Source organism: Halomonas sp. 5021, assembly GCF_036663435.1.
Lineage (GTDB): Bacteria > Pseudomonadota > Gammaproteobacteria > Pseudomonadales > Halomonadaceae > Vreelandella > Vreelandella janggokensis.
Genome location: NZ_JAXOVU010000004.1, coordinates 94,769 through 121,465, shown reverse-complemented (window position 1 = coordinate 121,465; position 26,697 = coordinate 94,769). Strand labels below are relative to the sequence as shown.

The window sequence follows — 26,697 nt, the reverse complement described above, 5'->3', positions numbered from 1 at the left end:
TTCCTTACCAAACTGGGACTCGAGTCGACACTCACGCGGAGGCCTTGTCGTCCTTCAGGCTAGCCGGCGGCCAATTTTCCAACCGCATGCCGAGGGACAAGCCGCGCGCCGCCAATACATCCTTGATTTCATTCAAGGACTTTTTACCGAGGTTCGGGGTCTTCAACAGCTCAACTTCAGTGCGCTGAATCAGATCACCGATATAATAGATATTCTCGGCTTTCAGGCAGTTCGCGCTGCGAACGGTCAACTCAAGATCGTCTACGGGGCGCAATAGGATCGGATCAACGTGATCCTCTTCCTCTTCGACTTCCTGCTCTTTATCTGCTTCCAGGTCGACGAAGGCGGCCAGCTGCTCTTGCAGGATGGTCGCACTGCGGCGGATAGCCTCTTCCGGATCCAGAGTACCGTCGGTTTCCAGATCGATAATCAGCTTATCGAGGTCGGTCCGCTGTTCGACACGAGCAGCTTCGACCGCGTAGGAAACTCGGCGGACAGGGCTGAAGGTAGCATCCAGCTGCAGGCGGCCAATGGCACGAGACTCTTCATCAGAGCCACGAGCGTCAGCCGGTTCGTAGCCACGACCCAGTGCTACCTTAAGCTGAATCTTCAGCTCGGCACCTTCATTGACGTGTGCAATGACGTGGTCCGGGTTGACGATTTCGACGCTATGATCAAGTGCAATGTCGCCAGCGGTGACGACGGCTGGGCCCTGCTTGTTCAGCGAGAGCACCGCCTCATCGCGGCTGTGCATCTTGATCGCAACATCTTTCAAGTTCAGGAGGATTTCAATGACATCTTCCTGCACCCCTTCGAGAGCACTATATTCGTGCTCGACACCCGCAATCTCAGCCTCTACCACGGCACAGCCGGGCATGGATGAAAGCAGAATGCGACGCAGTGCATTCCCCAGGGTGTGGCCAAAGCCGCGCTCGAACGGTTCGAGTACGATCTTGGCATGATGTGCGCTGATTTCTTCGACCTTGATGTCACGAGGACGGAGAAACTCTGTCACTGAACGCTGCATATGAACACCTTTCAGGCTGCCAAACGGATACTTGGTACTCGGTACGACCTGGTGCTGGCCTTAAACCGGCACCAGGTCGACAAGAAACAGAAAACTGCTTACTTGGAGTACAGCTCGACGATCAGGTTTTCGTTGATGTCGGCAGACAGGTCACCGCGTTCAGGCAGAGCCTTGAAAGTGCCTTCCATCTTCTTGGCGTCGGTTTCGATCCACGCCACATCACCACGGTTGGCCGCAATGGACAACGCGTTTTGAATGCGAGCCTGGTTCTTCGCCTTTTCGCGAATGGAAACAACGTCGCCCGGCTTCACTTGATAGGAAGCTATGTTAACGCTGCGACCGTTCACGCTAATCGCCTTGTGGCTGACCAGCTGACGCGCTTCAGAGCGAGTCGAGCCGAAGCCCATACGGTAGACGACGTTATCCAGTCGGGATTCGAGCAACTGCAACAATACTTCACCGGTCGCGCCTTTCAGGCGAGCGGCTTCTTTGTAGTAGTTACGGAACTGTTTTTCGAGTACGCCGTACATACGACGTACTTTTTGCTTCTCGCGAAGCTGCAAGCCGTAGTCTGAAAGACGTTGACGGCGCTGGCCGTGTACACCCGGAATCTGCTCGGATTTACACTTTTTCTCGAAGGGAGTCACACCACTCTTCAAAAAGAGGTCGGTGCCTTCACGACGAGACAGTTTGCACTTCGGTCCAATATAACGAGCCATGAATCTGTCTCCTTAAACGCGGCGTTTCTTCGGCGGACGGCAGCCATTATGGGGGATGGGCGTCGCGTCGATAATGCTTTGCACGCGGAAGCCGGCGGCATTCAGTGCGCGCACGGCGGATTCACGACCGGGACCTGGGCCTTTGACCAGCACGTCTACGTTTTTCACACCATACTCGGCTGCAGCAGTTGCTGCACGTTCACTTGCCACTTGAGCAGCGAACGGGGTGCTCTTGCGAGAACCACGAAAACCCGAACCACCGGCAGTCGCCCATGACAGAGCGTTGCCCTGGCGGTCTGTGATCGTCACGATCGTGTTGTTAAAAGAGGCATGGATATGCGCTACGGCATCCACTACCTGCTTTTTAACCTTTTTACGGTTACTACGCGGGTTAGCCATGTTGATGTCTATTCCTGTCTTTACGCCAGAACGTGCGTGTTATTTGCGGATCGGCTTACGCGGGCCCTTACGGGTACGCGCGTTAGTCTTAGTCCGCTGACCACGCAGCGGAAGACTACGACGATGACGCAGACCACGGAAACAACCTAAGTCCATGAGACGCTTAATGTTAAGCGTGACATCACGACGAAGGTCGCCCTCTACGGTGTACTTACCAACTTCAGAACGCAGGGTGTCGACTTCTTCAGAAGACAGGTCCTGGATCTTGGCAGTCGGCGCGATACCGGCAGCAACACAGATGTGCTCTGCACGTGTACGGCCAATCCCGAAGATATAGGTCAGCGAGATCGCCGCATGCTTGTTGTCCGGGATATTGACGCCTGCAATACGGGCCATCAGCTTACTCCGAAATTTGAGCGGCTTGCTCGTTAATCATCTTTAAAAGGCGCAACAGCATACCCCCTTTGTACACCCGAAGGCAAGGGGTATGCCGGCACCCGCTTAATACAGACCAGGAAATTAACCCTGGCGCTGCTTGTGCCGCGGTTCGATGCAGATGACGCGGACTGCGCCATTGCGACGAATAATCTTGCAGTTACGGCACATTTTCTTTACGGAAGCTCGAACTTTCATCGTTCTCTCCAATACGGACGGCAGGCGCCTTAGCGCATGATGCCGCCACTACCGTAGCCTTTCAGGTTGGACTTCTTCATCACTGAGTCATATTGATGCGACATGAGATGCGATTGCACCTGGGCCATGAAGTCCATGATAACCACGACCACGATCAGAAGCGAGGTACCACCAAAGAAGAACGGTACGTTCCACGCTACGATCAGGAACTGGGGCATCAGGGAAACCGCAGTGATGTACAAGGCACCAAACAACGTTAAACGCGTCATGACCTTGTCAATATAGCGAGCGGTCTGCTCGCCAGGACGAATACCCGGCAGGAATGCACCTGACTTTTTCAGATTGTCAGCTACGTCCTTGGGGTTGAAGACCAGCGCTGTGTAAAAGAAGCAGAAGAATACCACTGCCGCCCCAAAAAGCAAGATGTAAAGCGGTTGGCCGGGACCTAATGCTTGCGAGGCACGCTGCAACCACTCCATGCCATCACCTGAACCCACCCATTGGCCGATTGAAGCCGGGAAGAGCAGGATACTGGAGGCGAAAATGGCTGGAATGACCCCCGCCATGTTCACTTTCAATGGCAGGTAGCTGCTTTGCCCTGCATACATCTTGTTGCCGACTTGGCGCCGCGGGTAATTCACTTTAAGGCGGCGTTGACCGCGTTCAATGAACACCACGAACGCAACAGTCGCGATACCCAGTGCCGATAGCGCTAACAGTGGCAGTACGTTCCAGGCCCCTTCGTTGCGAGCCAATTCAAACGCCTGACCTGCCGCACTGGGCAGCCCAGCCACAATACCGGCAAAGATCAGCAACGAAATACCGTTGCCAATGCCTTTCTCGGTAATTTGCTCACCTAGCCACATCATGAATACCGCACCCGATACGAACGTAATCACGGCGGTAAAATAGAAGCTGAAGTCAGCGGTGTACGCGATACCCTGGCTAGCCAGACCGACAGACATACCGACAGCCTGAATAAACGCCAGTAGCACCGTACCGTAGCGGGTGTACTGGCTAATCTTGCGGCGGCCGGCCTCACCTTCCTTCTTGAGCTGTTCAAGATGGGGAGAGACCGCAGTCATCAGCTGCATGATAATCGACGCCGAAATATAGGGCATTATGCCCAGGGCGAGGACACTCATGCGCTCCAGCGCACCACCCGAGAACATGTTGAACATGCCCAGAATGGTGCCCTGTTGCTCCCTGAACAAGGCAGCAAGCTGGTCAGGATTGATACCGGGAACGGGAATGTGGGCACCAATACGGTACACCACGATGGCGAGGAGCACGAAGCGCAAACGCGCCCACAGTTCACTCAGACCGCTGCCCATCGCCGGCATGTTTCCTGACTTGGCCATTTAGTCCTCTACCTTGCCGCCAGCGGCTTCGATCGCTTCACGGGCACCTTTGGTGACCTTGATGCCGCGAACGGTAACCGCTTTTTTCAGTTCGCCAGAAAGGATGATCTTCGCGTGTAGCGTTGCATCCTTCAGCACGTTTGCCTGCTTCAGCGTCTCGAGTGTCACCTCTTCGCCGGCCACTTGGGCCAGCTCAGCCAGGCGAACCTCTTCCGAGACCATCGACTTGGCCGAGGTGAAACCAAATTTCGGCAGGCGACGCTGCAACGGCATCTGACCGCCTTCGAAACCTGGCTTGACGCTGCCACCGCTGCGTGCTTTCTGACCTTTGTGGCCTCGGCCACCGGTCTTGCCCAGACCGGAACCGATACCACGACCAACGCGCTTTGCAGCGTGTTTAGAGCCCGCTGCCGGGCTCAAGGTATTGAGTTTCATGGATTACTCTCCCTCAACGCGCACAAGGTAGTTAACCTTGTGGATCATGCCGCGTACGGCAGGGGTGTCTTCCAGCTCAACCGAATGACCGATGCGACGCAGACCCAGGCCGTTGATAGTCGCCTTGTGCCTGGGCTGAACGCCGATGGTGCTGCGGATCTGGGTAACCTTGATCGTTGCTGCCATGGTGCCTTACCCCGTGATCGCTTCGACAGACAGGCCGCGCTTGGCGGCCACGTCATCCGGTGCTTGCATGGAAGCGAGACCTTTAACAGTCGCTCGCACCACGTTAACCGGGTTAGTGGAACCGTAGCACTTGGCCAGTACGTCATGGACACCAGCGAGCTCCAATACAGAGCGCATGGCGCCACCGGCGATAATGCCGGTACCTTCAGAGGCTGGCTGCATGTATACCTTGGAAGCACCGTGACGGGCTTTAACCGGGTATTGCAGCGTATGGCCTGAAAGGTTGACCTTGACCATGTTGCGACGAGCTTGGTCCATGGCTTTCTGAATCGCGATCGGCACTTCACGCGCCTTACCACGACCGAAACCAACACGACCTTTACCATCACCAACGACGGTCAGTGCGGTGAAGCCGAAAATACGACCACCTTTGACCACCTTGGCGACGCGGTTGACCTGCACAAGTTTTTCCTGCAGATCACCGCTTTGCTGTTCGTTCTTCGCCATCGTAAAAACCCTTTAGAATTCCAGGCCGCCTTCACGCGCGGCGTCGGCCAGAGCCTTGACGCGACCGTGATACTTAAAGCCAGCACGGTCGAAGGCCACCTGGGTGATGCCTGCTTCTTTAGCGCGTTCGGCAATCAGTTCGCCGACTTTCGTAGCGGCTTCCGAGTTACCAGTCGCACCCTCGCGCAGTGCTTTGTCCAGCGTAGATGCGCTAGCCAACACTTTGCCACCATCCGGCGAGATAATCTGCGCATAGATGTGACGCGGGGTACGGTTGACGCACAGGCGATACACGCCCAGCTCGCGGATCTTGGCGCGAGCGCGGCGGGCACGACGGAGACGAGATTCTTTCTTCGCGTTCATAACCCTGCCTTACTTCTTCTTGGCTTCTTTGCGACGCACCTGCTCGTCGGCGTACCGAACACCCTTGCCTTTATACGGCTCGGGGGGACGGAAGGCGCGGATTTCCGCGGCGCACTGACCGAGCTGCTGCTTGTCCGCGCTTTTCAGCACGATCACGGTGTTTTTCGGCGTTTCCGCTGAGACACCTTCAGGCAGTTCGTAGTCGACCGGGTGCGAGAAGCCCAGTGAAAGATTGAGCGTCTGGCCCTTAACTTGGGCACGATAACCGACGCCAACAATTTCGAGAGTTCGTGTAAAACCCTCGGATACGCCCGTCACCAGGTTCTGAACCAAGGCGCGGGTTGTACCGGCCATTGCCCAGCTCTTGGCAGATTCACTCGGGGCGAAGGTCAGCTGGCCATCTTCTTGAGCCACTACCACATCGTGGTGAATGGTCATTGACAGCGTGCCCTGGCCGCCCTTGGCGGTCAGCTGGTCGGCATCGATTTTGATCTCAACGCCGGCAGGCACTTTAACCGGATATTTCGCTATGCGGGACATTCCAGCCTCCTAGAATACGGTGCAGATGACTTCGCCACCAACACCCGCCTGGCGAGCAGCACGATCGGTCATCACCCCATTGGAGGTGGTAACGATCGCAATACCCAGACCGTCGGCGACCTTAGGCAGGTTGTCCTTGCCCATGTAACGGCGCAAAGACGGCTTGGAAACCCGCTGGATATGGTCGATAACCGGCTTGCCCTCAAAGTACTTGAGAGTCACGGTTAATTCGGGCTTGGTGCTTTCAGCCACCGTGAAATCGGTGATGTAGCCCTCTTCTTTCAGCACGCGGGCCACTTCCACTTTCAACTTGGAAGACGGCATGGTGACCGTCTCCTTGGTGGCCATCTGCGCATTGCGGATACGGGTAAACATATCCGCCAGAGTGTCTTGCATGCTCATTTAATGTGCGCTCCTGATGATTCTACGTGGCGTTACCAACTGGACTTTTTCAGACCAGGAACGTCGCCACGCATGGCGGCTTCACGCAGCTTGTTACGGCCGAGGCCGAACTTGTTGTAAAAACCGTGCGGACGGCCTGTGACACGGCAGCGATTACGCTGACGTACCGGGCTTGAGTCGCGCGGCAGTTGCTGCAGCTTCAGCGTCGCCTCGAAGCGATCTTCCTCAGAAGCGTTCACATCTACGATGATTGCCTTGAGCTCAGCGCGCTTGGCCGCATACTTCTCGACCAGCTTGGTGCGCTTTAGCTCACGCTCTACCATGCTTTTTTTAGCCATGATCCAACCCTTATTTCTTGAACGGGAAGTTCAGCGCGGTTAGTAGCGCGCGACCTTCCTCGTCGGTGTTGGCGGTAGTGGTGATAGTGACGTCCAACCCACGGATACGATCGATCTTATCATACTCGATCTCCGGGAAGATGATCTGTTCACGCACACCCATGGAGTAGTTGCCGCGACCGTCGAAGGACTTCGGGTTGAGACCACGGAAGTCACGCACGCGAGGAATCGCGATGTTGACCAGACGGTCCAGAAAGTCCCACATACGCTCAGCGCGCAGTGTTACCTTGATACCGATCGGCCAACCTTCACGCACCTTGAAGCCCGCGATGGACTTGCGTGCCTTGGTCACCAGCGGCTTTTGACCGGACAACATCTCCAGGTCGCCGATGGCATTGTCGATCAGCTTTTTATCGCTGACCGCATCGCCGATACCCATATTAAGCGTCACTTTCGTGATGCGGGGTACCTGCATTACGTTGGCGTAGCTGAACTGCTCTTTGAGCTGTGCTACGACCTCGTTTTGATAACGTTCTTTCAAGTTCGCCATTTTGCTACCCGACTCGCGTTAGGCGTCGATCTGCGTCTGCGTCGACTTGTAGATACGTACCTTGGTACCGTCTTCCTTCACTTGGAAGCCGACGCGATCCGCCTTACCGGTCTCCGAATTGAAGATGGCTACGTTGGACGCGTGAATCGGAGCCTCACGCTCGACGATACCGCCCTGATTTCCCGCCATGGGATTTGGCTTGGTGTGACGTTTAATCATATTCACACCGGACACCAAGAAACGGTTTTCTAGTACCCGCTTAACGGTGCCACGCTTGCCCTTATCCTTCCCGGCGATGACGATGACTTCATCGTCACGTTTGATTTTTTGCATATCCGCCTCGCTCCTTACAGCACTTCAGGCGCTAAGGAAATGATCTTCATGAACTTCTCGTTACGAAGCTCACGAGTGACCGGCCCGAAAATACGAGTACCGACTGGCTGTTCGTTGGTGTTATTCAACAAAACCGCCGCATTTCCATCGAAACGGATCAGCGAACCGTCGTTACGACGGACGCCACTACGGGTCCGGACCACAACCGCTTTCATGACCTGGCCTTTCTTGACCTTGCCACGCGGAATGGCTTCCTTCACCGTTACCTTGATGATGTCACCAATGCGAGCGTAACGACGGTGTGACCCGCCCAACACCTTGATGCACTGCACCCGGCGCGCTCCGCTGTTGTCGGCGACATCCAGCATTGTCTGAGTCTGAATCATCGGTTTTCTCCAAACCTAATCTGACTGCACTGGTTAAGCAGGTTCATGGGTTACCCCTTGGCCTGCTCGACCACCTCGATTAGCGCCCAGGCTTTCTTCTTGGAAAGCGGACGGCACTCCTCAATGGAAACCGTATCGCCTGCCTTAGCCTGGTTCGCCTCATCATGGGCGTGCAGCTTGGTGGAGCGCTTAACGTATTTTCCGTAGATCGGGTGACGCTCACGACGCTCGATCATTACGACGATGGACTTATCCATCTTGTCGCTCACCACCTTGCCGGTGAGCGTACGTGCTTTTTTCTCTTCGGCCATCTCAGTCACCTGCCTTCTCGTTGAGCACAGTCTTCACACGGGCAATATCCCGACGGACCTGCTTGAGCAGATGAGTCTGGCTCAGTTGGCCGGTGGCCTTCTGCATGCGCAGGTTGAACTGCTCGCGGAGGAGTTCGAGGAGCTGCTCATGGAGCTCTCCTGCGGACTTTTCACGAATTTCCTGGGCTTTCATCACATCACCGTCCGTTTCGCAAAGGTGGTGGATATGGGCATTTTCTGTGCGGCAAGCTCAAACGCTTCACGAGCGAGCTCTTCAGGCACACCTTCGATTTCATACAGGACCCGACCCGGCTGGATCTGGGCTACCCAGTATTCGACGGAGCCTTTACCTTTACCCATACGAACTTCGAGCGGCTTTTTGGAAATCGGCTTGTCAGGGAAAACGCGGATCCAAATCTTACCGCCACGTTTAACGTGACGTGTGATCGCACGACGGCCGGCTTCGATCTGGCGCGCAGTAACGCGACCACGACCGGTAGCTTTCAGACCGTACTCCCCGAAGCTGATCTTGCTTCCGCGATGCGCCAGGCCACGGTTGCGGCCTTTCTGCATCTTGCGGAATTTCATACGCTTGGGCTGTAACATCGACTCGCTCTCCCCTTACCTGGAACCTTTCTTCTTGGGCGCGTTGCCGGAAGGCTGCTGTTGCTTAGCCTTGGCACGAACTTCCTCGATACCGCCGAGGATTTCACCCTTGAAGATCCACACTTTGACGCCGATAACGCCATAGGTGGTGTGAGCTTCGTAAGTGGCGTAGTCAATGTCCGCACGCAACGTATGCAACGGAACACGACCTTCGCGGTACCATTCGGTACGTGCGATTTCAGCACCACCCAGACGACCTGACAGCTGAATCTTGATGCCGCCAGCGCCAAGACGCATGGCATTTTGCACCGCGCGCTTCATGGCACGACGGAACATCACACGACGCTCAAGCTGGCCCGCTACGTTAGCAGCGACGAGCTTGGCATCCAGCTCCGGCTTGCGAACTTCTTCGATGTTCACGTGAACAGGAACACCCATCAACTCGGTGAGATCGCGACGCAGACGGTCGACATCTTCACCTTTTTTACCAATCACGATACCCGGACGGGCAGTGTGAATGGTGATGCGGGCGTTGTTCGCCGGACGCTCGATGTGAATACGGCTAACGGAGGCGTTTTTGAGACGCTGCTCCAGGAAGCTTCGCACTTCGAGATCGTTATTGAGCTTATCGGCATATGCGCCGCGCTCGGCATACCAGACAGAAGCATGGTCTTTGACGATGCCCAGTCGAATGCCTGTTGGATTGACTTTCTGACCCATCGGTCGACTCCTACTTCTCGGCTACCTTGACGGTGATGTGGCAGGTGCGCTTCAAGATACGATCCGCCCGCCCCTTGGCGCGCGGCTTGATACGCTTGAGCGTCATGCCCTCATCGACGCAGATGGTCGAGACACGCAGCTCGTCAATGTCCATGCCGTTATTTTCTTCCGCGTTTGCAATAGCGGACTGAAGCACTTTCTTGACCAGTTGGGCAGCCTTCTTCGGTGAGAAGGTCAGCAGGTCGAGTGCCTCGGCGACAGGTTTACCGCGCACCTGATCAGCCACCAAACGGGCCTTCTGGGCGGATAATCCGGCGCCACGCAGCTTAGCTGTGACTTCCATCTCTCAATCCTCTTTGGCTTACCGTTTGGCTTTCTTGTCCGCCACGTGCCCGCGATAAGTGCGAGTGGCAGCGAATTCGCCTAGCTTGTGACCAACCATTTCCTCGGAGACGTGCACCGGGACGTGTTGGCGACCATTATGGACTGCGATGGTCAGACCCACCATGTTTGGCAGGATCATCGAACGACGCGACCAGGTCTTGATCGGTTTGCGATCGTTCTTTTCCACTGCAGCCTCTACCTTCTTCAAAAGATGAAGGTCAATGAAAGGACCTTTCTTTAGTGAACGTGGCACAGCCGTTACCTCTTAATGTCTTGGCAATTTAGATCAGCTACGAGCCTTGCGGCGACGTACGATCAGCTTGTCGGTGCGCTTGTTCTTACGCGTCTTATAACCCTTGGTCGGCACACCCCATGGAGTGACCGGGTTACGACCACCGCTGGTGCGGCCTTCACCACCACCGTGCGGGTGATCCACCGGGTTCATTGCGACACCGCGAACAGTCGGACGCACACCTCTCCAGCGCTTCGCACCGGCCTTGCCAAGTTGACGCAGGCTGTGCTCGGAGTTGCTCACTTCGCCCAGGGTCGCACGGCACTCAGCCAGCACCTTGCGCATCTCGCCGGAGCGAAGACGCAGGGTGGCGTAGTTGCCTTCACGCGCAACCAGCTGAGCGCTAGTACCGGCACTGCGAGCAATCTGCGCGCCTTTACCCGGCTTCAGTTCGATACCGTGAACGGTCGAACCCAGCGGAATGTTGCGCAGCGGCAAGGCATTGCCTTTCTTGATGGGCGCGTTGACACCAGATTCCAGCACGTCACCCGCGCTGACACCTTTCGGTGCGATGATGTAACGACGCTCGCCATCGGCGTATTTCAGCAGCGCAATGTGCGCACTGCGGTTCGGGTCGTGCTCCAGGCGCTCAACGGTGGCCGGAATGCCATCCTTGGTGCGCTTGAAGTCGATCAGCCGATAGTGATGACGGTGACCACCGCCCACGTGGCGGGTGGTGATGCGACCGTAGTTGTTACGGCCGCCGGACTTGGACTGTTTTTCCAAAAGCGGTGCATAGGCACGGCCTTTGTACAGTTCCTCGCCAACGATCTTGACGACGTGGCGACGACCGGCGGATGTGGGTTTGGTCTTGACGATTGCCATTATCCGTACTCCTGCCCTTATTCGGCGCCAGAGAAGTCTTCGAGCGTTTCACCCGCAGCGAGGGTTACATACGCTTTACGGTAACCCTTACGCAAGCCAACGCCGTTTGCAGTACGCTTGGTTTTACCCTTCACGTTCAGTACCTGAACGCTACCGACCTTCTTGCCGAAAAGTATTTCCACGGCCTTCTTGATCTCGGGCTTGGTAGCATCGGTTGCCACCTTAAAAACGTACTGGTTGCGCTCGGCAGCCATCGCGGCCTTCTCGGTCACGTGCGGTCCAAGCAGAACCTTGAATACGCGTTCCTGGTTCATGCCAGCTTCTCCTCGAATTTACGCAGGGCGGAGACGGTGACCAGGACCTTATCAAAGGCAACCAGGCTCACCGGGTCAGCGGCCGCAACATCCACCACATCAACGTGAGGAAGGTTGCGCGCGGCTAGATAGAGCTTTTCGTCAACGTCTTCGGTGACGATCAACACTTTCTCAAGGTTGAGCTCTTTCAGCTTGGCAGCGACCTGCTTGGTTTTCGGCGCTTCAACGTTGAACTCTTCAACCACGACCAGGCGCTCTTGACGTACCAGCTCTGACAAGATGGAGCGCATCGCGGCGCGATACATCTTGCGGTTCACCTTCTGGGTATAGTCTTGCGGACGCGCCGCGAAGGTGACACCGCCGCTACGCCAGATTGGCGAACGGATGGTACCGGCACGAGCACGGCCAGTCCCTTTCTGACGCCACGGCTTTTTACCACCACCGCGAACATCGGAACGGTTCTTTTGAGCGCGGGTGCCCTGACGACCACCAGCCAAATAGGCAGTGACGACCTGGTGAACCAGCGCTTCGTTGAATTCTTTGCCAAAGGTGGCGTCGGCTACTTCAACGGTACCCGCGCCTGCAGCAAGATTCAGATTCATTGGTAATTATCCCCTTCAGCCTGCTTTAACGGCGCTGCGAACGATAACGTCACTACCGGTTGCACCCGGCACGGCGCCCTTGATCAGCAGCAGGTTACGCTCGGCGTCGACACGGACGATCTCTAGGCTCTGTACGGTGCAACGGGCGTTACCCATTTGACCGGCCATCTTTTTGCCTTTGAAAACGCGACCCGGGGTCTGACACATACCGATAGAACCCGGCGCGCGATGCGACAGCGAGTTACCATGGCTGTTGTCTTGGGTACGGAAGTTCCAGCGCTTAACGGCACCCTGGAAACCTTTACCCTTGGAGGTACCGGTCACATCGATCATCTGACCAGCTTCGAAGAGGGATACGGTGAGTTCGCCGCCGACTTCAGGAGCTTCTTCGCCATCTTCCAGACGAAACTCCATCAGTGAACGACCAGCCTCAACACCCGCCTTGGCAAATTGACCCGCCTGGGCTTTGCTGAGGTGTTTGGCCTTGCGAGAGCCGGTTGTTACCTGAACCGCCGCGTAACCGTCAGACTCGACAGATTTAACGCGTGTAACACGGTTAGGATCAACCTCAATAACGGTTACGGGCACTGATGCACCGTCTTCGGTAAAGACACGAGTCATCCCGGCCTTTTTACCGACTAAACCGATAGTCATTCTCAGTTCTCCTATAGTGTACGGGGCTATCACCCGCTATGGCTGCCCTTTCCAGAGCATTCCACTAGCACATTGTGTGGCGTCTCACGACGCGGCGGCTGCTGCTCAAGGTTATTTCGTAATGAGCGCTGGGCCGCAAGTGTCTAGTGTGATTAGTCGAGCTTGATTTGCACGTCTACGCCAGCGGCGAGATCGAGCTTCATCAGCGCATCAACGGTTTTCTCGGTCGGCTCAACAATGTCGAGCACACGCTTGTGCGTACGAATCTCATACTGGTCACGCGCGTCCTTGTTGACGTGCGGCGAGATCAGAATGGTGTAGCGCTCGCGGTTGGTTGGCAGCGGAATCGGACCACGAACCTGAGCACCAGTACGCTTAGCGGTTTCAACAATCTCCGCTGTGGACTGATCGATCAGGCGATGGTCGAACGCTTTCAACCGAATGCGAATCTTTTGGTTCTGCATTTGCCCTAAACTCCAATGGATGTCGACGGCGCGAGCCGTCTACCCACGCATTCAAAGGATGCGCATTATAGGCACGCCAAAAGCCCATGTCAAACATTTGCTAGAGGTGCGCAGAAAAGGGGGCTCAAACGAGCCCCCTTTCACATTCAGCGAATCAACTTACTGAATGATTTTGGCCACAACGCCAGCGCCAACGGTACGGCCGCCTTCACGAATCGCGAAGCGCAAACCTTCGTCCATGGCGATAGGAGCGATCAGGGTGACAACCATTTTCACGTTGTCGCCCGGCATGACCATCTCAACGCCTTCCGGCAGTTCACAAGTACCGGTGACGTCAGTGGTACGGAAGTAGAACTGCGGACGGTAGCCCTTGAAGAAAGGCGTGTGACGACCACCTTCTTCTTTGGACAGTACGTAGACTTCTGCTTCAAAGACGGTGTGCGGGGTGATGGTGCCGGTTTTCGCCAGAACCTGACCACGCTCAACGTCATCACGCTTGGTACCACGCAGCAGGGCGCCAACGTTCTCGCCTGCACGACCTTCGTCGAGCAGCTTACGGAACATTTCAACGCCGGTAACGACCGTCTTGGTCGTGTCCCGCATACCGACGATTTCAACTTCTTCGCCCGCCTTGATGATGCCGCGCTCTACACGACCGGTAACAACAGTACCACGGCCAGAGATAGAGAATACGTCCTCGATCGGCATCAGGAACGGCTGATCGATGGCACGCTCAGGCTCCGGAATGTACTCATCCAACGCCTTGATCAGGTTGGCAACGGCAGTCGTACCCATGCCGTTGTCGTCCTTGCCTTCCAGAGCCATCAACGCAGAACCAGTGATGATCGGCGTGTCGTCACCCGGGAAATCGTACTGGTCGAGAAGTTCACGAACTTCCATTTCAACCAGCTCGAGCAGCTCTTCGTCATCGACCATGTCCGCCTTGTTCAGGAACACAACGATGAACGGAACGCCTACCTGGCGAGACAGCAGGATGTGCTCACGCGTTTGCGGCATCGGGCCGTCGGCGGCAGAACATACCAGGATTGCGCCGTCCATCTGCGCAGCACCGGTGATCATGTTCTTGACGTAGTCGGCGTGCCCCGGGCAGTCAACGTGTGCGTAGTGACGCGTCTCGGACTGGTACTCCACGTGAGACGTCGCGATGGTGATACCGCGCTCACGCTCTTCCGGCGCGTTATCGATGGCGTCGAACTCACTCCAGTCACCACCGAATACTTCAGCGGAAACGCGGGTCAAGGCCGCAGTCAGAGTCGTTTTACCGTGGTCGACGTGACCAATGGTGCCGACGTTGATATGCGGTTTGGAACGTTCAAATTTTTCCTTAGCCACTGCTATAACCTCTTTACGTTAGCTAACGGTTAACCGTTTTGGTTGATGACGGCTTCAACGACGCTGGAGGGCGCCTCCTCGTACTTCGCGAACTCCATAGAGTAGCTCGCACGGCCCTGGGTTTGCGAGCGGAGATCGGTTGCATAACCGAACATCTCACCCAGCGGCACCGTTGCACGAATGATTTTACCAGACGAGGAATCATCCATGCCCTGGACCAGGCCGCGACGACGGTTCAGGTCGCCCATGACGTCACCCATAAACTCTTCGGGGGTCACGACTTCGACCTTCATCACCGGCTCCAGCAGCACGGCCTTGGCTTTCCTGGCACCTTCTTTCACTGCCATAGAAGAAGCAATCTTGAACGCAGTCTCGTTGGAGTCCACGTCGTGATAGGAGCCATCAAACAGCGTCACTTTAACGTCAATCATCGGGTAACCCGCAATGACGCCATTTTTCAGCTGCTCGTATGCCCCTTTCTCTACTGCCGGGATGTATTCCTTGGGAACCACACCACCGACGATTTCCGAGTTGAATTTGAAGAAGATTTCATCATCCCCTTCGCCTTTCTCCTCGTAGGTCAACGGCTCGATACGCATGATAACGTGACCGTATTGACCACGACCGCCAGACTGGCGTACGAACTTGCCTTCCTGCTCGACGCTGCCGCGAATCGTTTCACGGTAGGCCACCTGCGGCTTACCGATATTAGCTTCTACCTTGAACTCGCGACGCATACGGTCGACAAGAATATCGAGGTGAAGCTCGCCCATTCCCGAAATGATAGTCTGACCAGTCTCTTCGTCGGTTTTCACCTGGAAGGACGGGTCTTCCTGGGCCAATTTACCCAGAGCAACACCCATCTTTTCCTGGTCAGCCTTGGACTTCGGCTCAACCGCTACCGAGATAACCGGGTCGGGGAATTCCATACGCTCAAGCACGATCTTGTGATTGATATCACACAGGGTGTCCCCGGTGGTGACATCTTTCAGACCGATACAAGCCGCGATATCGCCCGCGCGTACTTCCTTGATTTCTTCGCGCGAATTCGAGTGCATCTGAACGATACGTCCAACACGCTCTTTCTTGCTCTTGACCGAGTTATAGACGCCATCACCAGAATTCAAAACGCCCGAGTAGACGCGAATAAACGTCAGGGTACCCACAAAGGGGTCGGTGGCAATCTTGAACGCCAAGGCAGCAAACGGCTGATTATCGTCCGCTTCACGGGTATCGATAGTACCGTCTTTATCATCAAGCTCGCCTTCGATCGCCTTGACTTCAGTCGGCGACGGCATGTACTCGATGACGCAGTCCAGCACTGCTTGGACGCCCTTGTTCTTGAAGGCGGAACCGCAGGTGATGAGGACGATTTCGTTAGCCAGGGTGCGCGCACGCAGACCTGCCTTGATCTCTTCGATGGTCAACTCACCACCTTCGAGATACTTTTCCATCAACTCATCAGAACCTTCTGCCGCGGCTTCGACCATCTGCTCGCGGTAGGTTTCTGCCGTTTCGACCAGCTCTTCGGGAATATCAACCAGGTCATAATTCATGCCCAGGTTCTCTTCGTCCCAAAGGATGCCCTTCATCTGGATCAGGTCGATGACGCCCTTGAAGTTCTCTTCCGTGCCCCAGTTGATCTGGATGGGCACGGCATTGGCACCCAGGCGCTCTTTCAACTGGTCGACGACCATGAAGTAGTCGGCACCGGTCCGGTCCATCTTGTTGACGAAGACCATGCGCGGCACTTCGTACTTGTTGGCCTGGCGCCATACTGTCTCGGTCTGCGGCTGAACGCCGGAAGAACCGCACAGTACGACAACCGCCCCATCAAGTACGCGCAGGGAACGCTCAACTTCGATGGTGAAGTCAACGTGCCCCGGTGTGTCGATGATGTTGATGCGGTGCTCAGGAAACTGCTTACTCATGCCCTGCCAGAAACAGGTCGTAGCAGCTGAGGTGATAGTAATACCACGCTCCTGCTCCTGCTCCATCCAGTCCATGGTCGCCGCACCGTCATGCACCTCACCCACTTTGTGGGAAAGGCCGGTGTAGAACAGTACACGCTCAGTCGTCGTGGTTTTACCCGCGTCGACGTGAGCGACGATACCGATATTACGGTAACGATTTAGTGGAGTCTTGCGTGCCACGGTGGAACTCCCGTTTGTTGGCGATGCTCGTGAATCTGGAGGTGCGTTTTTTGCTTATGCCACCGCCGCCATCAATCATGATAGCGGCGGCGTCTTGCAACTGACGCTCACTGATCTCGACACGGCGCAGTAGCAAAAAAGCATCCCCAGAAAACGCCGAATTTAAAAAACGCTGATGCTAAAAGCGCCGATCTTAAAAACGGTAGTGCGAGAAGGCCTTGTTGGCTTCTGCCATACGATGCACGTCTTCGCGCTTCTTGACGGCAGAACCCTTGCCTTCAGCGGCATCCAGCATTTCGCCTGCAAGACGCTGAACCATCGTTTTCTCACCGCGACGACGCGCCGCGTCAACCAGCCAGCGCATGGCGAGCGCTTGGCGACGTGACGGACGAACTTCAACCGGCACCTGATAAGTCGCACCACCGACACGGCGCGACTTTACCTCGACCATCGGCTGGATAGCTTCCAGCGCCTTGTCGAAGATCTCCAGCGGCTCTTCTTTACTACGCTCGGCAACCTTGTCCAACGCACCATAAACGATGCGCTCAGCTATGGACTTCTTGCCGCTGAACATCAGGTGGTTCATGAACTTCGCCAGGCGCTCACTTCCGAACTTGGGATCCGGCAGGATTTCGCGCTTAGCTACAACTCTTCTTCTAGGCATGATAAGCCCTCAATTTAAGGATCCTTCAGGTAAACTCGGAACTCACACAAGCGATTTCGCGAAGTGCCGCCCGACCTTACTCTTATCAGACCATCATATGCGTGATAAACATCTCGTACGGACGCCGCTTACGCGACGCAGCACCGAATTAGGACTTCGGACGCTTGGTACCGTACTTGGAACGACCCTGCTTCCGATTCTGTACGCCAGAGGTGTCAAGGGCGCCGCGAACGGTGTGATAACGCACACCGGGCAAGTCCTTCACACGACCGCCACGAATCAGCACAACAGAGTGCTCCTGGAGGTTGTGACCTTCACCACCGATATAGGAAGCCACTTCGAAGCCGTTGGTAAGGCGCACACGGCAAACCTTACGCAGGGCCGAGTTGGGCTTCTTCGGGGTGGTGGTGTAAACGCGCGTACATACGCCGCGCTTTTGCGGACAAGCCTGAAGCGCGGGCACGTCACTCTTGGTGACGGGGCGCTTACGCGGCTTGCGCACTAGCTGATTAATCGTTGCCATGGTGTTTAGCTGACTCCAATGGTTGCCTGGCCTTCCAGCGGATGCGGGCGTACCCACCCCACTGTTAAAGGCTGCGCATTCTAAAGGCTGACCCTAGCCGACGTCAAGTCCTGCCGGTCGCTAAACCGACAGGACCATGATGCCAAAGGGTCAGGTCTCAATGTTAGAGCTCGTCGTCGGAATCCAATGCGGTCAACTGAGCTCCCAGCTCCTGCTCTACCTCGGTCGCCGAGGGATTGTACAGGCGCTCGACGTCTTCGCGTTTGCGGCGACGTTCCGCGTGGTGAGTCAGACCGGTACCTGCCGGAATCAGACGACCCACTACGACGTTTTCTTTCAGGCCGCGCAGATAATCGCGCTTGCCGGTTACCGCTGCTTCGGTCAATACACGGGTCGTTTCCTGGAACGATGCCGCCGAAATGAACGATTCGGTCGCCAGACTGGCCTTGGTGATACCCAGCAACAAGCGCTGATACTTGGCGGGGAATTTGCCTTCCTTCTCAAGTACTGCGTTCTGCTCCAGCACCCGCACTAGCTCTGCCTGATCGCCAGTGATGAAGTCAGAATCGCCAGAGTCGGTGATTTCCACCTTGCGCAGCATCTGACGCACAATCACTTCGATGTGCTTGTCGTCGATACCGACGCCCTGCAGGCGGTAAACATCCTGAACTTCGGCGGCGATGTACTTGGCAAGCTCGGCGACGCCCAGCAGACGCAGGATATCGTGAGGATTGCTCGGCCCGTCGGAAATCACCTCGCCTTTCTCGACGGTCTCGCCCTCAAACACGGCAATCTGGCGCCACTTGGGAATCAGCGCTTCAAACGGATCACCGGATTCCGGCGTGATCGTGAGGCGACGCTTGCCTTTGGTCTCTTTACCGAAGCTGACCACACCGCTGATCTCGGCCAGGATTGAGGGTTCTTTCGGCTTACGCGCTTCGAACAAGTCAGCCACGCGTGGCAGACCACCGGTGATGTCTTTGTTACCGGACGCCTCGACCGGAATACGGGCAACCACTTCACCCACACCGATCGCCGCACCGTCATCAACGGAAATAATCGATTTACCCGGCAGCAGGTATTGCACTGGGGTATTCGCCCCGGAGACCGAAACGTACTCGCCAGCGGTATCCTTGAGCATGACCATCGGGCGCTTGTCACGACCGGCCATGGGACGTGCAGCAGCTTCGATAACCTCGATGGACGATAGGCCCGTCATCTCGTCGACGGTACGGTGCATGGTGACACCCTCGTCGAGATCGATGAACTGCGCCTTACCTTCCACTTCGGCAACGATCGGGTGAGTGTGCGGATCCCACTTGGCGACCGTTGCACCGGCATCGACGACATCGCCGTCACGCACGGAAAGCTCTGCACCGTAGGGTAGCTTGTAGTACTCACGCTCGCGACCATGGTCGTCAGCAACGGCCAGGGCGCTGGAGCGGGATACCACGACCAGCTTGCCGTCGGCACGCTCAACGTGCTTGATGTTGTGCAGGCGCACCTTGCCGCCGTGCTTGACCTGGACGCTGTCCACTGCCGATGTCCGCGAAGCCGCACCACCGATGTGGAAGGTCCGCATGGTCAGCTGGGTACCCGGTTCACCGATGGACTGAGCGGCGATGACGCCGACAGATTCACCGATGTTGACCTGATGACCGCGAGCCAGGTCACGACCGTAGCAGGCAGAGCACACGCCATGCGGCGTATCACAGGTAATCGTCGAACGAACGATAATTTCGTCAACGCCCATGGTGTCCAGCGACGCGCACCATTTTTCATCGAGCAGCGTACCGCGCGGGATAAGGACTTCATCCGTTCCAGGATCGACTACGTCCTGAGCTACCACTCGACCCAACACACGCTGGGACAACGGTACGATGATGTCGCCGCCTTCGATGATCGGGTGCAACGTCAGGCCGTTTTCGGTACCGCAATCGGACTCGGTAATCACCAGATCCTGTGCGACATCGACCAGACGACGGGTCAGGTAACCGGAGTTGGCCGTCTTCAGGGCCGTATCCGCGAGACCTTTCCTCGCGCCGTGGGTCGAGATGAAGTACTGCAGTACGTTCAGGCCTTCACGGAAGTTGGCGACGATCGGTGTTTCGATGATCGAGCCGTCCGGCTTGGCCATCAGACCACGCATACCCGCCAGCTGGCGGATCTGGGCGGCGGAGCCACGTGCACCGGAGTCGGCCATGATGAAGACGCTGTTGAACGAATCCTGTTCGACTTCGTTGCCATCGCGATCAACCACCGTCTCTTTCGAGATACCGGTCATCATCGCCTTGGCGACTTTGTCATTGGCCTTGGACCAGATGTCGATAACCTTGTTGTACTTCTCGCCCGCTGTTACCAAGCCAGAAGAGAACTGGTCTTCGATTTCCTTAACTTCCGCCTCGGCAGCGTCGACAATTTCTGTCTTCGCTTCGGGAATGACAAAGTCGTTGACGCCGATAGAGGCCCCGGACATCGTCGCCAGACGGAAGCCGGTGTACATCAACTGGTCAGCGAAGATGACGGTCGGCTTGAGGCCGGCGCGACGGTACACTTCATTGATCAGGCTGGAGATCGCCTTTTTCTTCATCGGCTGATCGATCAGCTCGAACGGCACCCCTTCCGGCAGGATGCGGAACAGCAGTGCCCGACCCACCGTGGTGTCGTAGATACGGCGGTGATGAGAACGATCCCCGGTCTCTTCGTCAACATCCACTTCGTCCAGGCGCACTTTCACCCGCGCGTGCAGCGATACCGTCTGGGTACCGAAGGCGCGCTCGACCTCATCGAGGCCGGAAAAGATCATGCCTTCGCCTTTATCGTTGATTCTTTCCCGGGTCATGTAGTAAAGACCCAGAACAACGTCCTGCGACGGCACAATGATCGGCTCGCCGTTGGCGGGCGACAGCACGTTGTTGGTCGCCATCATCAATGCACGGGCTTCGAGTTGGGCTTCCAGGGTCAGCGGTACGTGTACCGCCATCTGGTCACCATCAAAGTCGGCATTGTAGGCAGCACACACCAGCGGGTGCAGTTGGATGGCCTTACCTTCGATCAGCAGCGGTTCAAACGCCTGGATACCCAGACGGTGCAGCGTCGGTGCGCGGTTAAGCATGACCGGATGCTCGCGGATAACGTCGGCGAGGATATCCCACACTTCCGGCAGTTCGCGCTCGACCATCTTCTTGGCCGCTTTGATCGTTGACGCGTAGTCAAGCGACTGAAGCTTGGAGTAGATAAACGGCTTGAACAGCTCCAATGCCATCTTCTTGGGCAGACCGCACTGGTGCAGACGCAGCGTCGGACCCACGGTAATCACCGAACGGCCCGAGTAGTCGACGCGCTTACCCAGCAGGTTCTGGCGGAAACGGCCTTGCTTGCCTTTGATCATGTCGGCGAGCGATTTCAGCGGACGCTTGTTGGTACCGGTAATCGCACGGCCGCGGCGGCCGTTATCCAACAATGCATCGACCGCTTCCTGGAGCATGCGCTTCTCGTTGCGCACGATGATGTCCGGCGCATTGAGATCGAGCAGCCGCTTGAGGCGGTTGTTACGGTTGATCACTCGACGGTAAAGGTCGTTGAGATCCGAGGTCGCGAAGCGGCCACCGTCGAGCGGCACCAACGGACGCAAGTCCGGCGGCAGCACGGGCAGCACTTCCATGACCATCCACGCCGGCGCGTTGCCGGAGTGGTAGAAGGCTTCCAGCAACTTCAGACGCTTGGAGAGCTTCTTGATCTTGGTTTCAGAGTTGGTCTGCGGAATTTCTTCGCGCAGATGATTGATCTCTTCTTCCAGATCGATGTCCTTGAGCAGCTCCTGGACGGCTTCGGCACCCATACGGGCATCGAAATCGTCGCCGAACTCTTCCAGCGCTTCGAAATACTGCTCGTCGTTCAGCAGCTGACCGCGCTCCAGCGTGGTCATGCCCGGATCGATGACGACAAAGCTTTCAAAGTACAGCACGCGCTCGATATCACGCAGGGTCATATCGAGGAACATGCCGATGCGCGACGGCAGTGATTTCAGGAACCAGATATGAGCCACCGGGGAGGCGAGCTCAATGTGCCCCATACGCTCACGACGCACGGCGGCCTTGGTCACTTCAACACCGCACTTCTCGCAGATAATACCGCGGTGCTTCATGCGCTTATACTTGCCGCACAGACACTCGTAGTCCTTGACCGGGCCGAAGATCTTGGCGCAGAACAGACCATCCCGCTCCGGCTTGAAGGTCCGGTAGTTGATGGTCTCGGGCTTCTTCACCTCGCCGAAAGACCAGGAGCGAATCATGTCCGGCGACGCCAGGGTAATCTTGATCGCGTCAAACTCTTCGGACTGAGATTGCGATTTGAGTACTTTCACCAAATCTTTCATGGGACGGCTCCTAGCTCTCTAACTCGATATCGATGCCCAGCGAGCGGATTTCCTTCACGAGTACGTTGAAGGATTCCGGCATGCCTGCCTGCATGGTGTGGTCGCCATCCACGATGTTCTTATACATCTTGGTGCGTCCTTCGACGTCGTCCGATTTGACGGTGAGCATCTCTTGCAGCGTGTAGGCCGCGCCATAAGCTTCCAGCGCCCACACTTCCATCTCACCAAAGCGCTGACCACCGAACTGCGCTTTACCGCCCAGCGGCTGCTGGGTGACGAGCGAGTAAGAACCGGTAGAACGCGCATGCATCTTATCGTCGACCAAGTGGTTCAGCTTGAGCATGTACATGTAGCCAACGGTAACAGGGCGGTCAAAGGCATCACCGCTACGTCCGTCGTACAATGTCATCTGACCCGACTCGGGAATGTCCGCCAGCTTGAGCAGGTGCTTGATTTCGTGCTCTTGAGCACCGTCAAACACCGGCGTTGCCATGGGCACGCCCGCCTTGAGGTTTTTCGCCAGCGCAATGACTTCGTCATCACTCAGCGAATCGATGTCTTCGACCCGCGTGCCTGGCGTGTTGTATACCTGCCCCAGGAAGTCGCGGATCTCGGCCACTTGCTGTTCACGGGCATCGCGCAACATGGCTTCGATCTTGACGCCTAGACCACGCGCCGCCATGCCCAGGTGGGTTTCGAGAATCTGACCCACGTTCATCCGCGACGGTACACCCAAGGGGTTCAGCACTACGTCAACCGGCTCGCCTTGCTCGTCGAACGGCATGTCTTCGATGGGCATGATCGCCGAGATAACACCCTTGTTACCGTGGCGGCCAGCCATCTTGTCGCCCGGCTGAATGCGGCGCTTGACGGCCATGTAAACCTTGACGATCTTGAGCACGCCCGGTGCAAGATCATCGCCCTGGGTCAGCTTGCGCTTCTTGTCTTCAAAGCGCTCGTCCATTTCTTTGCGGCGATTTTCCAACTGCTCATCGGCCTGGGCCAGCAGCTCGTTAACGCTCTCATCCTGCATGCGTAACTTGAACCACTGCTGACGAGGCAGCTCGTCAAGGTACGCCGCATCAAGGGTATCGCCTTTCTTGAGGTTCGGGCCACCGTTAACCACCTGGCCTTCCAGGGTCCGCTTGAGACGCTCGAAGGTTGCGTCTTCAGCGATACGATAGGTTTCCTGCAGGTCCTTGCGTACCTCATCCAGCTGCATTTGCTCGATCGCAAGCGCCCTGGAGTCTTTCTCGACGCCGTCACGGGTAAACACCTGAACGTCGATAACGGTGCCTTTCATGCCGGTGGGGGCACGTAGCGAGGTGTCTTTTACGTCAGACGCTTTCTCGCCGAAGATGGCACGTAGCAGCTTTTCTTCCGGCGTCAGCTGGGTTTCGCCTTTGGGCGTTACCTTACCGACCAGGATGTCGCCCGGGCCCACTTCGGCACCAATGTAGACAACACCGGCATCGTCCAGTTTGCCAAGCGCCGACTCACCGACGTTGGGGATATCCGACGTAATCTCTTCCGGGCCCAACTTGGTGTCGCGCGATACGCTGGTCAGTTCCTGGATGTGAATGGTGGTGAAACGGTCTTCTTGGGCCGCCCGCTCGGAAAGCAGGATGGAATCCTCGAAGTTGTAGCCGTTCCAGGGCATGAAAGCGATGCGCATGTTCTGACCCAGCGCCAGATCGCCCATGTCCACCGACGGGCCGTCGGCGAGGATATCGCCACGCGCCACGTCGTCACCAGGCCGCACGATGGGGCGCTGGTTCATGCAGGTATTCTGGTTCGAACGGGTGTACTTGGTCAGATTGTAGATATCGACCCCGGCTTCCCCGCCGATGATCTCGTCCTCATTGACCCTTACTACCACACGACGTGCATCAACGGAGTCAATCACCCCGCCACGACGAGCTACGGCACAGACACCGGAGTCACGGGCAACGAAGCGCTCCATGCCGGTACCCACCAGTGGCTTCTCGGCACGCAGTGTAGGCACCGCCTGACGCTGCATGTTGGAACCCATCAAGGCACGGTTGGCATCATCGTGCTCAAGGAACGGAATCAATGCCGCTGCCACCGATACCACCTGGCGCGGCGAGACATCCATCAGCGTGACCTGCTCAGGGCGCATGAAGGTGGTTTCGCCCTTGTGACGGGCCTGCACCAAATCGTCGCTCAGCTTGCCGGACTCATCCACGGCCGCTGATGCCTGGGCAATAACATAGTCACCTTCTTCGATTGCCGAGAGGTGAACAATATCGTCGGTCAACTGACGGTTCACTACCTTGCGATAAGGCGTTTCCAGGAAACCGTAGCTGTTGGTGTGGCTGTAGGTGGCCAGCGAGTTGATCAGGCCGATGTTCGGGCCTTCCGGCGTTTCGATCGGGCACAGGCGACCATAGTGCGTGGCGTGTACGTCGCGCACTTCGAAGCCGGCACGCTCACGGGTCAAACCACCCGGGCCGAGCGCTGAAACACGGCGCTTGTGAGTCACCTCGGAAAGCGGGTTGTTCTGGTCCATGAACTGCGAGAGCTGGCTAGAGCCAAAGAACTCTTTCACCGCCGCTGCCACCGGCTTGGCGTTGATCAGGTCTTGCGGCATCAGGCCTTCACTTTCCGCCATGGAAAGACGCTCTTTCACCGCGCGCTCAACGCGCACCAGACCGACACGGAACTGGTTTTCGGCCATTTCTCCAACGCAGCGAATACGGCGGTTACCCAGGTGATCGATATCGTCAACGTCGCCAAAGCCGTTGCGGATGTTGATCAGCTCACGGAGGACGTCGAGGATGTCTTTACGATCCAGGATGCCGGAACCGGTATCGCCTTCGCTGCGTAAGCGACGATTGAACTTCATGCGACCCACGCCCGACAGGTCGTAGCGGTCCTCAGTGAAGAACAGATTGTGGAACAGCGTCTCGGCGGCTTCCTTGGTAGGCGGCTCACCGGGGCGCATCATGCGGTAGATTTCCACCAGCGCTTCGAGCTGCGACCCTGTAGTGTCCAGTTTCAGCGTGTCGGAAATAAACGAACCACAGTCCAGGTCGTTGGTATACAGCGTTTCAATCCGCTTGATACCGCCCTTGGCCATGGCTTCCAGCACGTCCGGAGTAATCTCGGTATTACACGGGCAGATCAGCTCGCCAGTCTTGCTGTCGATCTGGTCCTTGGCCAGGGTTTTGCCGAACAGGTACTCCATTGGCACATCCAGGCGCTCAAGCCCGGCTTTTTCGAGCTGGCGGATATGCTTCTGGGTAATCCGGCGACCTTCTTCAACGATGGTCTCTCCGTTGCCATCCTTGATATCGAAGGTGGCCGTTTCGCCGCGCAGACGCGACGGCACCAGTTCCACTGAAAAACCAGACTTTTCAACGTGGAAAACGCTGGTTTCAAAGAATTCGTCGAGAATCTCTTCCGCACTCATGCCCAGCGCACGCATCAACACCGTGGCCGGCAGTTTACGGCGGCGGTCAATACGCACAAAGACGTTGTCTTTGGGATCGAATTCGAAGTCCAGCCAGGAACCACGGTAAGGAATCACTCGGGCGGAATAGAGCAACTTACCGGATGAGTGACTCTTGCCTTTGTCGTGATCGAAGAAAACACCGGGTGAGCGGTGGAGCTGGGACACAATGACCCGCTCGGTACCGTTGATCACAAAAGTACCGTTCTCCGTCATCAGGGGGATTTCCCCCATGTAGACTTCTTGCTCTTTGATATCTTTGATTGCTTTATTCGAGGAATCGCGATCATAAATGATCAAGCGAACCTTGACGCGCAGCGGTGCGGAATACGTGACTCCGCGCAGCTGGCACTCCTTAACATCGAACGCCGGCGTACCGAACCGGTAGCTGACATACTCAAGCGCCGCATTACCGGAGAAGCTCTCAATCGGAAACACGGACTTGAACGCCGCGTGCAGGCCGATCTCGTGCCGCTCGTCGGGCGAACGATCTTGCTGGAGGAAGTCGTAATAGGAATCAAGCTGGATGGCCAGCAAGTAAGGCACATCCATCACTTGTGGCAGTTTGCCGAAATCCTTGCGGATGCGTTTTTTCTCAGTATATGAGTAAGCCATCTGTATTCCCCAGCTTGTTCACCATGGGTGACCGATGCGTGGTCATCTGCCCTGCGGCCGTGTCAGACGCGAACAGCAAGCTCCTGATCGGGTAGCTCGCCGTCGAAAATCTTGATCGATAACAGTCTTGCGATAACCGTACTACAACGATTCTGCTTCACCGTTCAGTTACAACAGAAAAAGGCCGG

33 protein-coding genes are annotated in these 26,697 nt (G+C 56.5%); all 33 read right to left on the bottom strand.

Annotated features, from left to right (window positions below; genetic code table 11):
- Positions 1-31: 31 nt before the first annotated feature.
- The 33 genes from R3F64_RS09180 to rpoB all read right to left on the bottom strand — a co-directional run bounded on the left by R3F64_RS09180 (position 32) and on the right by rpoB (position 26,509).
- Positions 32-1,027 (bottom strand): DNA-directed RNA polymerase subunit alpha, encoded by a 996-nt coding sequence (locus R3F64_RS09180; RefSeq protein WP_027337527.1) that lies wholly within the window; start codon positions 1,025-1,027, stop codon positions 32-34.
- A gap of 98 nt (positions 1,028-1,125) precedes the next feature.
- A complete protein-coding gene (gene rpsD, locus R3F64_RS09175; RefSeq protein ID WP_085917623.1) occupies positions 1,126-1,746 on the bottom strand; it encodes a 30S ribosomal protein S4 in 621 nt (206 codons plus the stop codon).
- A 12-nt stretch (positions 1,747-1,758) separates the two neighbouring features.
- Positions 1,759-2,145 carry a 30S ribosomal protein S11 gene (gene rpsK, locus R3F64_RS09170; protein WP_027337525.1) on the bottom strand — a complete coding sequence of 129 codons (387 nt, stop codon included), beginning with the start codon at positions 2,143-2,145 and terminating at the stop codon, positions 1,759-1,761.
- A gap of 39 nt (positions 2,146-2,184) precedes the next feature.
- Positions 2,185-2,541: a 30S ribosomal protein S13 gene (gene rpsM / locus R3F64_RS09165; protein WP_085917622.1), complete on the bottom strand. Its 357-nt coding sequence runs from the start codon at positions 2,539-2,541 to the stop codon at positions 2,185-2,187.
- A gap of 123 nt (positions 2,542-2,664) precedes the next feature.
- Positions 2,665-2,778, bottom strand: coding sequence for a 50S ribosomal protein L36 (gene rpmJ / locus R3F64_RS09160; RefSeq protein ID WP_009099023.1), 114 nt, complete (start codon positions 2,776-2,778; stop codon positions 2,665-2,667).
- 29 nt (positions 2,779-2,807) lie between these two features.
- Entirely contained in the window at positions 2,808-4,139 is a 1,332-nt protein-coding gene (secY, locus tag R3F64_RS09155) for a preprotein translocase subunit SecY (RefSeq protein WP_085917621.1), read from the bottom strand.
- Entirely contained in the window at positions 4,140-4,574 is a 435-nt protein-coding gene (gene rplO / locus R3F64_RS09150; RefSeq protein ID WP_066318535.1) for a 50S ribosomal protein L15, read from the bottom strand.
- Between the two features lie 3 nt (positions 4,575-4,577).
- Entirely contained in the window at positions 4,578-4,760 is a 183-nt protein-coding gene (gene rpmD / locus R3F64_RS09145; protein WP_066318538.1) for a 50S ribosomal protein L30, read from the bottom strand.
- Between the two features lie 6 nt (positions 4,761-4,766).
- Positions 4,767-5,267 carry a 30S ribosomal protein S5 gene (rpsE, locus tag R3F64_RS09140; RefSeq protein WP_085917620.1) on the bottom strand — a complete coding sequence of 167 codons (501 nt, stop codon included), beginning with the start codon at positions 5,265-5,267 and terminating at the stop codon, positions 4,767-4,769.
- 12 nt (positions 5,268-5,279) lie between these two features.
- Positions 5,280-5,630: a 50S ribosomal protein L18 gene (gene rplR / locus R3F64_RS09135; RefSeq protein ID WP_066318549.1), complete on the bottom strand. Its 351-nt coding sequence runs from the start codon at positions 5,628-5,630 to the stop codon at positions 5,280-5,282.
- 9 nt (positions 5,631-5,639) lie between these two features.
- Positions 5,640-6,170 carry a 50S ribosomal protein L6 gene (gene rplF / locus R3F64_RS09130; protein WP_085917619.1) on the bottom strand — a complete coding sequence of 177 codons (531 nt, stop codon included), beginning with the start codon at positions 6,168-6,170 and terminating at the stop codon, positions 5,640-5,642.
- A gap of 9 nt (positions 6,171-6,179) precedes the next feature.
- A complete protein-coding gene (rpsH, locus tag R3F64_RS09125; RefSeq protein ID WP_085917618.1) occupies positions 6,180-6,572 on the bottom strand; it encodes a 30S ribosomal protein S8 in 393 nt (130 codons plus the stop codon).
- A 32-nt stretch (positions 6,573-6,604) separates the two neighbouring features.
- Positions 6,605-6,910 carry a 30S ribosomal protein S14 gene (gene rpsN / locus R3F64_RS09120; protein ID WP_066318556.1) on the bottom strand — a complete coding sequence of 102 codons (306 nt, stop codon included), beginning with the start codon at positions 6,908-6,910 and terminating at the stop codon, positions 6,605-6,607.
- Between the two features lie 10 nt (positions 6,911-6,920).
- Positions 6,921-7,460 (bottom strand): 50S ribosomal protein L5, encoded by a 540-nt coding sequence (gene rplE, locus R3F64_RS09115; protein WP_085917617.1) that lies wholly within the window; start codon positions 7,458-7,460, stop codon positions 6,921-6,923.
- A gap of 18 nt (positions 7,461-7,478) precedes the next feature.
- Positions 7,479-7,793 (bottom strand): 50S ribosomal protein L24, encoded by a 315-nt coding sequence (gene rplX / locus R3F64_RS09110; protein ID WP_007111996.1) that lies wholly within the window; start codon positions 7,791-7,793, stop codon positions 7,479-7,481.
- A 14-nt stretch (positions 7,794-7,807) separates the two neighbouring features.
- The gene (rplN, locus tag R3F64_RS09105) at positions 7,808-8,179 is read right to left on the bottom strand and encodes a 50S ribosomal protein L14 (RefSeq protein WP_066318559.1); all 372 of its coding nucleotides are present in this window, start codon (positions 8,177-8,179) and stop codon (positions 7,808-7,810) included.
- Between the two features lie 50 nt (positions 8,180-8,229).
- A complete protein-coding gene (rpsQ, locus tag R3F64_RS09100; protein WP_066318561.1) occupies positions 8,230-8,490 on the bottom strand; it encodes a 30S ribosomal protein S17 in 261 nt (86 codons plus the stop codon).
- Position 8,491: 1 nt separating this feature from the next.
- On the bottom strand, positions 8,492-8,683 hold the full coding sequence (rpmC, locus tag R3F64_RS09095) for a 50S ribosomal protein L29 (protein WP_066318563.1): 192 nt from the start codon (positions 8,681-8,683) through the stop codon (positions 8,492-8,494).
- Positions 8,683-9,096, bottom strand: a complete 414-nt coding sequence (gene rplP, locus R3F64_RS09090; protein ID WP_066318565.1) for a 50S ribosomal protein L16 — start codon at positions 9,094-9,096, stop codon at positions 8,683-8,685. The genes rpmC and rplP overlap by 1 nt, the downstream gene beginning before the upstream one ends.
- Positions 9,097-9,111: 15 nt before the next feature.
- Positions 9,112-9,816, bottom strand: a complete 705-nt coding sequence (gene rpsC / locus R3F64_RS09085; RefSeq protein ID WP_066318566.1) for a 30S ribosomal protein S3 — start codon at positions 9,814-9,816, stop codon at positions 9,112-9,114.
- Between the two features lie 10 nt (positions 9,817-9,826).
- Positions 9,827-10,159: a 50S ribosomal protein L22 gene (rplV, locus tag R3F64_RS09080; protein ID WP_027337512.1), complete on the bottom strand. Its 333-nt coding sequence runs from the start codon at positions 10,157-10,159 to the stop codon at positions 9,827-9,829.
- 18 nt (positions 10,160-10,177) lie between these two features.
- Entirely contained in the window at positions 10,178-10,453 is a 276-nt protein-coding gene (gene rpsS / locus R3F64_RS09075) for a 30S ribosomal protein S19 (protein ID WP_027337511.1), read from the bottom strand.
- Positions 10,454-10,486: 33 nt separating this feature from the next.
- The gene (rplB, locus tag R3F64_RS09070) at positions 10,487-11,317 is read right to left on the bottom strand and encodes a 50S ribosomal protein L2 (protein ID WP_085917616.1); all 831 of its coding nucleotides are present in this window, start codon (positions 11,315-11,317) and stop codon (positions 10,487-10,489) included.
- A 17-nt stretch (positions 11,318-11,334) separates the two neighbouring features.
- Positions 11,335-11,631: a 50S ribosomal protein L23 gene (gene rplW / locus R3F64_RS09065; protein ID WP_199284443.1), complete on the bottom strand. Its 297-nt coding sequence runs from the start codon at positions 11,629-11,631 to the stop codon at positions 11,335-11,337.
- A complete protein-coding gene (gene rplD / locus R3F64_RS09060; RefSeq protein ID WP_066318576.1) occupies positions 11,628-12,233 on the bottom strand; it encodes a 50S ribosomal protein L4 in 606 nt (201 codons plus the stop codon). The genes rplW and rplD overlap by 4 nt, the downstream gene beginning before the upstream one ends.
- Before the next feature lie 15 nt (positions 12,234-12,248).
- Complete coding sequence (gene rplC, locus R3F64_RS09055) at positions 12,249-12,887, bottom strand: 50S ribosomal protein L3 (RefSeq protein WP_066318578.1); 639 nt, start codon at positions 12,885-12,887, stop codon at positions 12,249-12,251.
- Positions 12,888-13,039: 152 nt separating this feature from the next.
- Positions 13,040-13,351, bottom strand: coding sequence for a 30S ribosomal protein S10 (rpsJ, locus tag R3F64_RS09050; protein ID WP_009098983.1), 312 nt, complete (start codon positions 13,349-13,351; stop codon positions 13,040-13,042).
- Positions 13,352-13,510: 159 nt separating this feature from the next.
- A complete protein-coding gene (tuf, locus tag R3F64_RS09045; protein WP_085917614.1) occupies positions 13,511-14,704 on the bottom strand; it encodes an elongation factor Tu in 1,194 nt (397 codons plus the stop codon).
- A gap of 29 nt (positions 14,705-14,733) precedes the next feature.
- Positions 14,734-16,857 (bottom strand): elongation factor G, encoded by a 2,124-nt coding sequence (gene fusA, locus R3F64_RS09040; protein WP_085917613.1) that lies wholly within the window; start codon positions 16,855-16,857, stop codon positions 14,734-14,736.
- A 193-nt stretch (positions 16,858-17,050) separates the two neighbouring features.
- Positions 17,051-17,521: a 30S ribosomal protein S7 gene (gene rpsG, locus R3F64_RS09035; protein ID WP_027337504.1), complete on the bottom strand. Its 471-nt coding sequence runs from the start codon at positions 17,519-17,521 to the stop codon at positions 17,051-17,053.
- 148 nt (positions 17,522-17,669) lie between these two features.
- On the bottom strand, positions 17,670-18,044 hold the full coding sequence (rpsL, locus tag R3F64_RS09030; RefSeq protein ID WP_066318585.1) for a 30S ribosomal protein S12: 375 nt from the start codon (positions 18,042-18,044) through the stop codon (positions 17,670-17,672).
- Between the two features lie 163 nt (positions 18,045-18,207).
- Positions 18,208-22,422 (bottom strand): DNA-directed RNA polymerase subunit beta', encoded by a 4,215-nt coding sequence (gene rpoC / locus R3F64_RS09025; RefSeq protein WP_085917612.1) that lies wholly within the window; start codon positions 22,420-22,422, stop codon positions 18,208-18,210.
- 10 nt (positions 22,423-22,432) lie between these two features.
- Positions 22,433-26,509 carry a DNA-directed RNA polymerase subunit beta gene (rpoB, locus tag R3F64_RS09020; protein WP_332611001.1) on the bottom strand — a complete coding sequence of 1,359 codons (4,077 nt, stop codon included), beginning with the start codon at positions 26,507-26,509 and terminating at the stop codon, positions 22,433-22,435.
- Positions 26,510-26,697 lie beyond the last annotated feature (188 nt).

Bases quoted from the DNA above. Each gene is read 5' to 3' on its own strand.
- rplP (WP_066318565.1), bottom strand. From the start codon at position 9,096: ATGTTACAGCCCAAGCGTATGAAATTCCGCAAGATGCAGAAAGGCCGC.
- rplC (WP_066318578.1), bottom strand. From the start codon at position 12,887: ATGACTATCGGTTTAGTCGGTAAAAAGGCCGGGATGACTCGTGTCTTT.
- rpsE (WP_085917620.1), bottom strand. From the start codon at position 5,267: ATGGCGAAGAACGAACAGCAAAGCGGTGATCTGCAGGAAAAACTTGTG.
- rpsQ (WP_066318561.1), bottom strand. From the start codon at position 8,490: ATGGCCGAAGAGAAAAAAGCACGTACGCTCACCGGCAAGGTGGTGAGC.
- rpoB (WP_332611001.1), bottom strand. From the start codon at position 26,509: ATGGCTTACTCATATACTGAGAAAAAACGCATCCGCAAGGATTTCGGC.
- rplN (WP_066318559.1), bottom strand. From the start codon at position 8,179: ATGATTCAGACTCAGACAATGCTGGATGTCGCCGACAACAGCGGAGCG.
- rplO (WP_066318535.1), bottom strand. From the start codon at position 4,574: ATGAAACTCAATACCTTGAGCCCGGCAGCGGGCTCTAAACACGCTGCA.
- rpsN (WP_066318556.1), bottom strand. From the start codon at position 6,910: ATGGCTAAAAAAAGCATGGTAGAGCGTGAGCTAAAGCGCACCAAGCTG.
- rplV (WP_027337512.1), bottom strand. From the start codon at position 10,159: ATGGAAGTCACAGCTAAGCTGCGTGGCGCCGGATTATCCGCCCAGAAG.
- rpsJ (WP_009098983.1), bottom strand. From the start codon at position 13,351: ATGCAGAACCAAAAGATTCGCATTCGGTTGAAAGCGTTCGACCATCGC.
- rpsM (WP_085917622.1), bottom strand. From the start codon at position 2,541: ATGGCCCGTATTGCAGGCGTCAATATCCCGGACAACAAGCATGCGGCG.
- rpsL (WP_066318585.1), bottom strand. From the start codon at position 18,044: ATGGCAACGATTAATCAGCTAGTGCGCAAGCCGCGTAAGCGCCCCGTC.
- rpoC (WP_085917612.1), bottom strand. From the start codon at position 22,422: ATGAAAGATTTGGTGAAAGTACTCAAATCGCAATCTCAGTCCGAAGAG.
- rplX (WP_007111996.1), bottom strand. From the start codon at position 7,793: ATGCAAAAAATCAAACGTGACGATGAAGTCATCGTCATCGCCGGGAAG.
- rpsD (WP_085917623.1), bottom strand. From the start codon at position 1,746: ATGGCTCGTTATATTGGACCGAAGTGCAAACTGTCTCGTCGTGAAGGC.
- rplD (WP_066318576.1), bottom strand. From the start codon at position 12,233: ATGAATCTGAATCTTGCTGCAGGCGCGGGTACCGTTGAAGTAGCCGAC.
- secY (WP_085917621.1), bottom strand. From the start codon at position 4,139: ATGGCCAAGTCAGGAAACATGCCGGCGATGGGCAGCGGTCTGAGTGAA.
- rplF (WP_085917619.1), bottom strand. From the start codon at position 6,170: ATGTCCCGCATAGCGAAATATCCGGTTAAAGTGCCTGCCGGCGTTGAG.
- rpsK (WP_027337525.1), bottom strand. From the start codon at position 2,145: ATGGCTAACCCGCGTAGTAACCGTAAAAAGGTTAAAAAGCAGGTAGTG.
- rplE (WP_085917617.1), bottom strand. From the start codon at position 7,460: ATGGCGAACTTGAAAGAACGTTATCAAAACGAGGTCGTAGCACAGCTC.
- rpsH (WP_085917618.1), bottom strand. From the start codon at position 6,572: ATGAGCATGCAAGACACTCTGGCGGATATGTTTACCCGTATCCGCAAT.
- rplR (WP_066318549.1), bottom strand. From the start codon at position 5,630: ATGAACGCGAAGAAAGAATCTCGTCTCCGTCGTGCCCGCCGCGCTCGC.
- rpmJ (WP_009099023.1), bottom strand. From the start codon at position 2,778: ATGAAAGTTCGAGCTTCCGTAAAGAAAATGTGCCGTAACTGCAAGATT.
- rpmD (WP_066318538.1), bottom strand. From the start codon at position 4,760: ATGGCAGCAACGATCAAGGTTACCCAGATCCGCAGCACCATCGGCGTT.
- rpmC (WP_066318563.1), bottom strand. From the start codon at position 8,683: ATGAAAGCCCAGGAAATTCGTGAAAAGTCCGCAGGAGAGCTCCATGAG.
- rpsC (WP_066318566.1), bottom strand. From the start codon at position 9,816: ATGGGTCAGAAAGTCAATCCAACAGGCATTCGACTGGGCATCGTCAAA.
- rplB (WP_085917616.1), bottom strand. From the start codon at position 11,317: ATGGCAATCGTCAAGACCAAACCCACATCCGCCGGTCGTCGCCACGTC.
- rplW (WP_199284443.1), bottom strand. From the start codon at position 11,631: ATGAACCAGGAACGCGTATTCAAGGTTCTGCTTGGACCGCACGTGACC.
- rpsG (WP_027337504.1), bottom strand. From the start codon at position 17,521: ATGCCTAGAAGAAGAGTTGTAGCTAAGCGCGAAATCCTGCCGGATCCC.
- R3F64_RS09180 (WP_027337527.1), bottom strand. From the start codon at position 1,027: ATGCAGCGTTCAGTGACAGAGTTTCTCCGTCCTCGTGACATCAAGGTC.